This is a genomic window from Edaphosphingomonas fennica (genome assembly GCF_003034225.1).
GTDB classification, from domain to species: Bacteria; Pseudomonadota; Alphaproteobacteria; order Sphingomonadales; family Sphingomonadaceae; genus Sphingomonas_E; species Sphingomonas_E fennica.
The window spans coordinates 1-9,948 of record NZ_PHHF01000010.1 but is presented as its reverse complement, the minus strand read 5'-3'; the positions used below and the strand labels follow the sequence as shown (position 1 = coordinate 9,948).

At 64.2% G+C, this 9,948-nt stretch carries 11 protein-coding genes; 9 read left to right on the top strand and 2 right to left on the bottom strand.

Annotated elements, in window-relative coordinates; all coding sequences use genetic code 11:
* Window positions 1-111: 111 nt before the first annotated feature.
* Together CV103_RS02470 and CV103_RS22755 are read right to left on the bottom strand one after the other, a co-directional pair.
* Entirely contained in the window at window positions 112-2,736 is a 2,625-nt protein-coding gene (locus CV103_RS02470; protein ID WP_107393878.1) for an ATP-binding protein, read from the bottom strand.
* A complete protein-coding gene (locus CV103_RS22755; RefSeq protein WP_245896625.1) occupies window positions 2,733-3,038 on the bottom strand; it encodes a hypothetical protein in 306 nt (101 codons plus the stop codon). Before CV103_RS22755 ends, CV103_RS02470 begins: the two co-directional genes overlap by 4 nt.
* Here CV103_RS22755 and CV103_RS02465 point away from each other — a divergent pair.
* The 9 genes from CV103_RS02465 (at window position 2,959) to CV103_RS02430 (ending at window position 9,921) form a co-directional block, all read left to right on the top strand.
* Complete coding sequence (locus CV103_RS02465; RefSeq protein WP_245896624.1) at window positions 2,959-4,158, top strand: epoxide hydrolase family protein; 1,200 nt, start codon at window positions 2,959-2,961, stop codon at window positions 4,156-4,158. The genes CV103_RS22755 and CV103_RS02465 overlap by 80 nt on opposite strands.
* A 32-nt stretch (window positions 4,159-4,190) precedes the next feature.
* Window positions 4,191-4,604, top strand: a complete 414-nt coding sequence (locus CV103_RS02460; RefSeq protein WP_107393879.1) for an organic hydroperoxide resistance protein — start codon at window positions 4,191-4,193, stop codon at window positions 4,602-4,604.
* Between the two features lie 23 nt (window positions 4,605-4,627).
* The gene (locus CV103_RS02455; protein WP_107393877.1) at window positions 4,628-5,407 is read left to right on the top strand and encodes an alpha/beta fold hydrolase; all 780 of its coding nucleotides are present in this window, start codon (window positions 4,628-4,630) and stop codon (window positions 5,405-5,407) included.
* Window positions 5,408-5,447: 40 nt separating this feature from the next.
* Window positions 5,448-6,311 (top strand): SDR family NAD(P)-dependent oxidoreductase, encoded by an 864-nt coding sequence (locus CV103_RS02450; protein ID WP_107393876.1) that lies wholly within the window; start codon window positions 5,448-5,450, stop codon window positions 6,309-6,311.
* A 45-nt stretch (window positions 6,312-6,356) separates the two neighbouring features.
* Entirely contained in the window at window positions 6,357-7,148 is a 792-nt protein-coding gene (locus tag CV103_RS02445) for an alpha/beta fold hydrolase (protein ID WP_245896623.1), read from the top strand.
* A 101-nt stretch (window positions 7,149-7,249) separates the two neighbouring features.
* Window positions 7,250-7,432, top strand: coding sequence for a hypothetical protein (locus tag CV103_RS22750; RefSeq protein ID WP_245896622.1), 183 nt, complete (start codon window positions 7,250-7,252; stop codon window positions 7,430-7,432).
* A gap of 20 nt (window positions 7,433-7,452) precedes the next feature.
* Entirely contained in the window at window positions 7,453-7,959 is a 507-nt protein-coding gene (locus CV103_RS02440) for a cytochrome P460 family protein (protein WP_107393875.1), read from the top strand.
* Between the two features lie 460 nt (window positions 7,960-8,419).
* Window positions 8,420-9,331, top strand: coding sequence for a LysR family transcriptional regulator (locus CV103_RS02435; RefSeq protein ID WP_107393874.1), 912 nt, complete (start codon window positions 8,420-8,422; stop codon window positions 9,329-9,331).
* Window positions 9,332-9,450: 119 nt separating this feature from the next.
* Window positions 9,451-9,921, top strand: coding sequence for a hypothetical protein (locus CV103_RS02430; protein WP_245896621.1), 471 nt, complete (start codon window positions 9,451-9,453; stop codon window positions 9,919-9,921).
* Window positions 9,922-9,948: the final 27 nt, after the last annotated feature.

Below are 9,948 nucleotides of genomic sequence, written 5' to 3'. Positions count from 1 at the left end.
TGACCGCCGCGCCGATGTCTTCCTCGGCAGCATCCACCTCGCCGCCGCCATCACATGGTGGTTATGAGTCCCGGCCCTAGTCTGAGAAGACGCTCTCGACAGGACAGGGCGTTACTCCGGCGTCGCTGAAAGGCGGGCCTTCACGCGCGCCAGTTCCGGCTCGTAGCAGGTGTCGCCATTCGTCTTGACCTGCGCGATCGTGTCGTCGAGCAGGGCGCGGGCTTCAGCGAGGCGTCCAGATCCCGCAAATGCCTCGACCAGCGCGATGTTGAACGGGGTGTCGAGCATCCCGTAGGGCGCCACGCGAAGCTCGCCGATGCCGTCCTGAAGGCGATCGATGCTGCCACTGGCATCACCCCGGCGGATGGCGAGTTCGGCAGCGAAGCTATGGGCCACGGCGAGATAAGGCGTCAGGGAATTCGCCTCGGCGAGTAAGGCGAGCGAGCCGATATATTCCTCCGCGCTCTCGAAATCGCCGGCCCATAGAAAGATCGTGGTCGCCCAGATCAGGGCGATGCATGATGTCACCGCATGATCGGCGTCGGCGGCATCCTTGATGGTCTGCCGTGCGCGTTCCAGCGCCTGGGTCCGATGGCCTTGCAGCCATAAAGTTCGCGCCAGCACCGCGCCCGCGAGAGTACGGCATTCGAAACCGATATACACCGTGGTCGTCCGCTGCGCGCGGGGCGTGCTGTGCAGCGCGGCCTCCAGTTCGGCGCGAGCTTCGTCCAGCGCTCCGCCAAAATGCAGCGCCATGCCAAGGAGGGATCGGGCGATGGTCATGGCGACGGGGTCTTCGAGCGTGCGGGCGATGGTGGCGCATCGCCTTGCATGGTGCAGCGCGGTCTTGAAGTCGCCCGTCCGTATATAGAAGAGTTGTAGCGGGCCCCGCACCTGCAATTCCTCCAAGCGGTCGCCCGCTGCTTCGGCGATGGCAAGGCTCCGGTGCAGCGCCACGCGCGCCATGTCCTGGCCACCGCGGGTGAACATGACCGCCACGCCGATCGCGGCCTGGAAATGCATCTCCACGCGCCCTCCGCGTCCGGTCTCGTCCAGTTCGAGCAGCGCGCGCTCCGACCAGCGATGGCATTCCGACAGGAGCGACATGGCGAGGAATACCGGCGCCGCGGCGGCGGCAAGGTCGATCCCGATCCGTACATCGCCATCGTCGCCGAAACACCATTCCAGAGCGGCACGGACGTTGTTGAGCGCTGCGAAATGGCCGGCACGTTCGGTACCGTCCGACAGGATGCGTGCCGCCGCGTCGGTCTGGTCAAGCCAGCCGCGGTAATAGATGGCGTGTCGCGAAGCCAGTTCGGCCCTTTCGGCAGCGCTCTCGGTGAGCTCGAGCGCATAGGCGCGTGTCGTGTCCAGGAGCCGATAGCGCATCATCGCCCCGGCAGGCCGGGTCGCGACCATCGACTTCGCGACGAGGCTGTCCACTGCACCGAACACAGCCGCCTGATCGACAGTGTCGTTCGTCACCACCGCCAGCGCGGCCTCGATCGTGAAATCGCCAACGAAAATCGCCAGCCGTCTGAGCACCGTTCGTTCCAGTTCGGAGAGAAGCCCGTAGCTCCATTCCAGGGTCGCGAGCAGGGTCTTCTGGCGCGGCGGCGCGCTGCGTGGCCCGGCCCAGGACAGGGCCAGGTTCTGATCGAGATGGGTCGCGATCTGCTGCAGCCCGTAGGCCCCGACCCGCCTGGCCGCCAGTTCGATAGCCAGGGGTACGCCGCCCAGATTGCGGCAGATGCTGGTCACGACTGCCGCATCCGCATCACCGAGATCCAGCCCGGTCCCGCTCGCCGCCACACGCTCGATGAATAGCCGGGTCGCGGAGAAACTGTGGACGGCGGCCGCCATCGCCTCGGCATCGCCCGGCGGGCAGGCCAGCGGGACCAGCCTGTGAATACGCTCGCCGTTGACCTCGAGCGCTTCGCGGCTCGTCGCGAGAATGTGGACTTGCGGCGCCGCTGCGAAAACCTGCGCCGAAAGGGCGGCCACGGCATCGATCAGATGCTCGCATGTATCGAGGATCAGCAGGATCCGTTTGTTCCTGAGATAGGCGATCAGTCCGGGTGTCGGGTCCTCGGACTGGATGGACAGGCCGAGCATCGAGGCCACGGCGGTTGCTACCAGATCGGGATCGCTCAGCATGCCGAGGTCGACGAACAACACTGCACCGGCAAAGCTGTCGGCCAGCGTATGCCCCACCTCCACGGCGACGGTGGTCTTGCCGATCCCGCCGCCGCCGACGATAGTGACGAACCGATGCGCCGGCAGTTGCTGCGACAGGGCCGCGACATCATCCTCGCGGCCGACGATACCGATCGGGCGGTTCGGCATATTGGCATGCGCCCAGCGCGTCAGGGTCGGCGCGCGCTGCTCGCTGCGGCCTTCCACGCGTGAGACCGGTGCCACGAAACAATAACCGCGGCCGGTCAGCGTGGTGATGTAGCGAGCGCCGTCGATGCCATCGCCAAGTACGCGGCGCAGGTTCGCCATGTGGAACCGCAAGCTGCCTTCTTCGACGATCATGTCGGGCCAGACATGGGCCAGAAGATCCCGCTTGCTGACAACTTCGTTAGGCTGGGATGCCAGCCTGATCAGAATATCGAGCGCGCGCGCTCCGAGCTCCACGGGGGTGCCTTCCCTGGTGAGAAGCCGTTCGCTGGCTGCCAGGCTGAAAGGGCCAAAGGACAGGACGTCGCTGCTCTGCGCCGAGAAGTCGGTCATCGGATTTCGATCCGCTTTTCCATTTCCACCAGCGTGCTCATGGCTGCTGGCAATACATGACAATCCATAACGGGCGCTTCCTTCGGGCTCCCGCTAGATGCTGCGTCACCAACCGCTTTTCCGCACAGGAGAATGGTGATGCCGACAGCATCTGTATCAGATCTATCCACGACCCGGCGCCGGTTTCTCATCTCCTCGGCCGCCGCCGGAGCGGTCGGCCTCATGCCTGCGGGATTGCGGGCCCAGACCGGTAGTGGATCGGTCCGCCCCTTCAGGATCAACATCCCCGACCAGGCGATCACCGATCTGCGGCGGCGCCTCTCCTCTGCCCGCTGGCCGGCCAGGGAGACGGTGGCTGACGACTCGCAGGGCGTGCCGCTTGGCAGGTTGCAGCCGCTCGTCCGCTACTGGGCGACGGGCTACGATTGGCGGAAGATCGAGGCGAAGCTGAACGCCTTTCCCATGTTCATGACCGAGATCGACGGGCTCGACGTGCATTTCATCCATGTCCGCTCCCGCCACGAGAATGCGCTGCCGATGATCATGACGCATGGCTGGCCCGGCTCGATCCTCGAGTTCGTGAAGGTCATCGGCCCGCTCACCGATCCAACCGCGCATGGCGGCAAGGCAGAGGACGCCTTCCATCTGGTCGTGCCCTCGATCCCCGGCTTCGGATTTTCCGGCAAGCCGACGGCGACGGGATGGGGCTCGGACCATATCGGTCGCGCCTGGGCGACGCTGATGCAGCGGCTCGGCTATGAGCGCTACGTCTCGCAGGGCGGCGATTGCGGCTCGGTCATCTCCCAGCGGATGGCGCTGCAGAAGGTGCCGGGACTGCTCGGCATCCACCTCAACATGCCCGGCACCGTGCCGCCCGAGATCGCCTCGATCCTGACCGCTGAGGGACCGGCGCCGGCCGGACTATCCGTCAAGGAGAAGGCCGCGTTCGATGCGCTCGACACATTCTACAAGAACAGCGCGGGCTATGCGGAGATGATGGTCACGCGACCACAGACCATCGGCTATTCGCTGGTGGATTCGCCCATCGGCCTTGCCGCCTGGATGTACGACAAGTTCGCGACCTGGACCTATAGCGGGGGCGACCCCGAACGGGTGCTGACCCGCGACGAGATGCTCGACGACATCTCGCTCTACTGGTTCACCGAAACTGGAACCTCAGCGGCCCAAATCTACTGGGAAGATCATTCGAACAACTTCAACGCCGTGAATATCCCGAAGCTGCCTGTCGCCGTGACCGTCTTCCCGGGCGAAATCTACCGCGCGCCCCGGAGCTGGGCCGAGCGCTGCTATGGCAACCTCATCTATTTCAACGAGGCGGGCAATGGCGGCCACTTCGCCTCCTGGGAGCAGCCGGCGATCTTCACCGATGAAGTGCGTGCCGCATTCCGGCCGCTGCGCTGACCGCACACCAGCTTTCATGAAGGAGCATGATCATGAGTGAGATCAAGACCCTCTATACCGCCAAGGTCCACACCACTGGCGGCCGCGAAGGCGCGGCACGCAGCAGCGACGGCCGATTGGACGTCAAACTCTCCACGCCCGGCGCTCCGGGTATCGGCACCAATCCGGAGCAGATGTTCGCCGCCGGCTGGTCCGCCTGCTTCGAGGGTGCGATGGGAATCGCCGCCAAGGGGATGGGGATCGCTCTTCCGGCCGATCTGGCGATCGACGCCGAGATCGATTTGAACAGGGGTGAAGGCGGCTATTCGCTTGGTGCGCGCCTCAATGTCCGCTTGCCGGGAATGGACCCCGAAACCGCGCGGGCGATCGTGGATGCCGCGCATCTGACCTGTCCATATTCCAGGGCCACGCGCGGCAATATCGACGTCGCGATCAGCCTGGTCTGATCATCCGCAGGAGAACCTGTCCCATGAACAAGCTCATCGCGGGTATTGCCGTCGCAGCGGCCGCCCTGCTCGGCAGCCGGCAAGCCTTCGCGCAGCCGGCCAAGCCTACCATCGTCCTGGTTCACGGCGCGTTCGCGGATTCGTCGAGTTGGAACGGTGTTATCGAGATATTGGAGAAGGACGGCTATCCCGTCATTGCCGCCGCCGACCCATTGCGCGGCGTTCGGAGCGATGCCGATTATATCTCCAGCATCCTGTCCAGCATTGCCTCTCCCATCGTTCTGGTCGGCCACTCCTATGGCGGTTCGGTCATCAGCCTCGCCGCCGGTGGCCATGCGAACGTCAAGGCGCTGGTCTATGTGAGCGCCTTCGCGCCAGATGCGGGAGAAACCGCAGCCGGGTTGTCCGGCAAGTTCCCCGGCAGCACGCTCGGGTCAGCGCTTGCCCCGCCAGTGATGCTGCCGGGCGACGGGGCCGACCTTTATGTGCAGCGCGACAGGTTCCACGAGCAGTTCGCGGCAGACGTCCCGGTAGCCCAGGCGAGGCTGATGGCGGCGGAGCAGCGCCCGATCGCGCAGGCCGCTCTCAACGAAGCGTCGGGCGAACCGGCATGGCGGACCATACCCTGCTGGTTTGTCTATGGCGATGCGGACAGGAACATTCCCCCGCAGGCCCTCGCCTTCATGGCCCAGCGCGCGCGCTCCAGGCACACCGTCGTGGTCAAGGGCGCATCGCATGTCGTGATGGTGTCGCATCCCGCTCCGGTCGCGGCGCTCATCGAGCGGGCGGCAACAGCGCAATGACTGCCGATGGAGTGGTCGCATTCCCTGAAAGGATCCAATCATGTCGAAGATCTGGCTCATCACCGGCAGCGCCCGCGGGCTTGGCCGTTTCATCGCCGAGGCCGCGCTCGCGGCGGGAGATCATGTCGTCGCAACGGCGCGCGACCCCGCCCGCCTGGCCGACTTGCAGGCTCAGCATGGCGACCAGCTGCGGACCTTCGCGCTTGATGTGACTGACGTGGCGGCCGCCGAGGCCGCGGTCGACTTCGCGGTCGAGAGCTTCGGCCGTCTCGATATTCTGGTGAACAATGCCGGCTTCGGACAGGTCGCGCCCTTCGAGCAGACATCCGAGGCAGACTTCCGCGCCCAGATCGACACGAACTTCTATGGTGTGGTCAATCTTACCCGCGCGGCCCTGCCGGGAATGCGCTGGCATCGTGCCGGCCACATCATCAACATTTCCTCCGTTGGTGCCCGTGTGAGCACGGCGGGTCTCGCCGCCTATCAGGCCGCCAAATGGGCTGTCGCCGGCTTCACCGAGGTGCTGGCGAAGGAAGTCGCGCCTTTCGGCGTAAACGCGATTTCGGTCGAGCCAGGTGGCATGCGAACCGACTGGGCTGCAATCGCAAGCGGCGGAGCGCAGGAGATTCTCCCCGATTATGCGGAAAGCGTCGGTGCACGGCTCGCCTCACACAAGACACTGGTGGGAAATGAGGTCGGTGATCCGGTCAGGATAGCCGATGTCATCGTAGCGCTCACACGCCGCGACAGGCTGCCCGCGCACCTCGTGCTTGGCAGCGATGCGCTCCATGCCATCGGGGAGGCCGAAAAGACAAGGCAGGCAGACGCGAAGGAATGGGCCTCGGTGAGTGCCTCCACGGACTTCCTGAATAGCACTGCCTCCTTCCTTGGTGCGCACGCATAGGACGGCGACAACAAGAAAGGCCCGCATTGCGAACAGGAGATTCCCATGACCAGCAAGACCAGAGCAACGATGGGCTCGCATCCAGATCGTAGGAACTTTCTGGAGATCGCGGTGGCATCGATCGCTGCCAGCCCGTTTGTCCTGGCCAGCCGCGCGGAAGCGCAGGCGGGACAGGCCGGGACGGTGCAGGCAGTCGCTGCCCGGTCGGGATCGGGGGCGGGCGCATCACTGGGGCCACTCAGGCAGATCGACGCCGGTGCCCTCAATGTGGGCTATGTCGACAGCGGGCCGACCGATGGCCCTGCCGTCATCCTTCTGCATGGCTGGCCCTATGATATCCATGCTTTCGCAGAAGTGATCCCGCTGCTGGCATCGGCCGGTTGCCGCGTGATTGTCCCGCATTTGCGAGGTTATGGCACGACGCGTTTCCTTTCGACCGGGGCGGTACGCAACGGCCAGCAGGCGGTGGTCGCGGTCGATATCATCGCCCTGATGGATGCCCTCGGCATCGAAACGGCAATCCTTGCCGGCTTCGACTGGGGCGCGCGGACGGCCAATGTGATCGCAGCGCTCTGGCCGGAACGCTGCAAGGCGATGGTCTCGGTGAGCGGCTATCTGATCGGCAGTCAGGTCGCTAATCGCGCGCCTTTGCTCCGGCCGCCGAACTGCAATGGTGGTATCAATTCTATTTCGCCACCGAACGCGGCCGGCTCGGCTATGAAGCGAACCGGAATGATTTCGCCAAGCTCGTCTGGAAGATTGCGTCGCCAAAGTGGAGCTTTGATGATGCCACGTTCGAGCGATCCGCTCAGGCATTTGCGAACCCTGACCATGTAGCTATCGTCATCCATAACTATCGCTGGCGGCTAGGCTTGGCGACGGGAGAGCCCGTTTATGATGCGCTCGAAGCCCGGCTCGCCGCAGCCCCGGCGATTTCCGTGCCGACGATCACGCTCGAGGGCGACGCGAACGGCGCACCTCATCCGGACCCCACCGCTTATCGAAACAAGTTCACCGGCCGATACGAACACCGGCTGATATCGGGCGGCATCGGCCACAATCTGCCGCAGGAAGCGCCGCGGGCGTTCGCCCGCGCCGTCATCGACGTCGATCGGCTCTGAGGACAGGACGGAGACAACCGATGAGGACGGTTCACATCCTGCCGCTCGTGGGAGCGCTGTTCATCTCCCTGACCATGGCATCACGCGCGCAAGGGGAGGGCGACGCGAGATCCGTTTCGCCGATTTACGGGGTTTCGCTCCCCGAGGGGTATCGCCAATGGGAATTGATCGCGCCCGCCCTGGAAGGGGAGCCGCTGAATGAGCTTCGCGCCATCGTCGGGAACAGGACGGCGATCGACGCCTATCGCAGCGGCACCCTGCCGTTCCCGGATGGGACAGTTCTGGTCAAACTTGCCTGGAAGCGCACGCCCTCCCAGGAATTCGAGCCGGCCGCCATTCCAGGCGCCGCCACGACCGTGCAGGTCATGGTCAAGGATTCCAGGCGGTACGCAGCAACCGGGGGCTGGGGCTTTGGCCGGTTCATCGGCGGGAAGCCGGTGGACGAAGTCCAGCATCGAACCTGCTTCGCTTGTCACGAAGCCCGCGTGAAGGGACATGACTTCGTGTTCACGAGGTTTGCCCCGTGACCAGTGTCTTTGTCATTGTGCGGGCCAACCGACCGTAAGATCAGGCGCGGGGGCCGTTATCACATAAGCGAACGGCCGCTTCCAGTCCTGGCGAAGGGGAGCAAACGGCCAAAATGGGCGCATTCTTGCCGGGCCGCTCGATGGGGAACGAATGACCGATTCCGGTGCGAGCAGACACTCTTGGCGAGACTGCATTCGCCGCCGCGCCAAGGTTTGCTGTTCCTATCTTATCGCCCGAAAGCGGCGGTGCCTGAGACTTGCCGTCAGTTCCGATCAGCCGTCGCGGGAGCAGTCAATTCAGATTGGCTGAATCAGCGGCCGGGTCCTTTTGCCGCCGCATCTTTCGCCACCCCGCAAGCAATTTAATAGGTCCTGAACCTAGGCTACAATTGCCTTGGGAGTTGGTTCTCGCGGCATTGAGCTATACGCCTGCTGCCAACGGCTGCCCTGGGTGTTCTGAATGTTCATACGCCAGCTCAACTATCTGATCGCCCTGGACAAGCATCGGCATTTCGGCCGCGCAGCGGAAAGCTGCCATGTCTCGCAGCCGGCCTTGTCGAACGGGATCAGGGAACTGGAACGCGAGCTCGGCATCACGATCATCAAGCGCAACCGCACCTTCGAGGGGATAACGCCAGAAGGCGAGCGGGTTATCCTGTGGGTCCGTCAAATGCTGGCCTCGCTGGAGGGATTGAGGCAGGAAGCCGATCTGGTGCGAAGCGTGCCACAAGGGCATCTGTCGATTGGTGGTATTCCGACCGCAATTCATGCCGCCACGCTGCTGAGCGCGGAATATCGGGAAATCCTCCCGCAGCTCACCCTTAAGGTTATGTCGCTCAGCACGCCGGAGATTCTCCAGCGGCTGAAGTCTCAGGACCTCCACCTGGGGATGCTTTACGACCGATCGTTGGTCGGCGACGACTATGACGTGATGCCGCTATTCTCGGAGCGCTACGTCCTCGTCGCCAGCGAACAGACCTCGCTGCCGCACGAATTGAGCTGGGCCGACGTCGCCGACCTGCCGCTCTGCCTGCTGAGCCGTGACATGCAGAACCGGCAGATGCTGGAAGAGATTTTCAAGGACGTGGGCGCGATGCCGAAGGTTGTGCTGGAGACGAACGCGATCCGCGCTCTGCTCGTCGAATGCCGGAGCGGGCGAGCGTTCAGCGTCATGCCGCTCAGCGTCTTGTCGACCCATGCCGAAGGCGGCGAGCTTCGGATTCACCACATCACGCCTGGACATACCGAGGATGTTTGCCTCATCCGCCTGCGCCGCGAGAACCAGCCCGTGCTGTCGCAGGCGGCGTGGCGGATCGCGAGCAATCTCGACCTGGAGGCAATGCTCAACGGAGCCTTGGCCGATCCGGCTTGATAATCTCCGGTTATCACGAGGTTTGGGCAAACGATTGGACCCTCCGGGGGCTCGGGTCCAGCTTTCCTTGACGGCGGCGCGAGCAAATCGCCGGGCCAGCCATTCAAGGAGGCATTCCAATGGCCAAGGTTCTCTGTGTTCTCTATCCCGACCCGGTCGATGGCTACCCGCCGAAATATGCGCGGGACGACATCCCTACCATCACCGGCTACGCCAACGGCCAGACCGCGCCGACGCCGAAGGGGCCGCTCGGGTTCAAGCCCGGCGACCTGGTCGGCTGCGTCTCGGGCGAACTGGGCCTGCGCGCGTATCTGGAAAAGAACGGCCATGAGCTGATCGTCACCAGCGACAAGGACGGTCCGGATTCAGAGTTCGAGAAGCATCTTCCCGACGCCGAGATCGTGATTTCCCAGCCCTTCTGGCCCGCCTATCTGACCGCCGAGCGGATCGCCAAGGCGAAGAAGCTGAAGCTGGTCGTCACGGCCGGCATCGGCTCCGACCACACCGATCTGGAGGCGGCGGCGCGGGCGCACATAACTGTAGCGCGACGATTACGGAGTCCGGTCGGCGTCAATTTTGATGGCCGATAGGTGGCCGCGCCGGTTGGTGAATTCTGG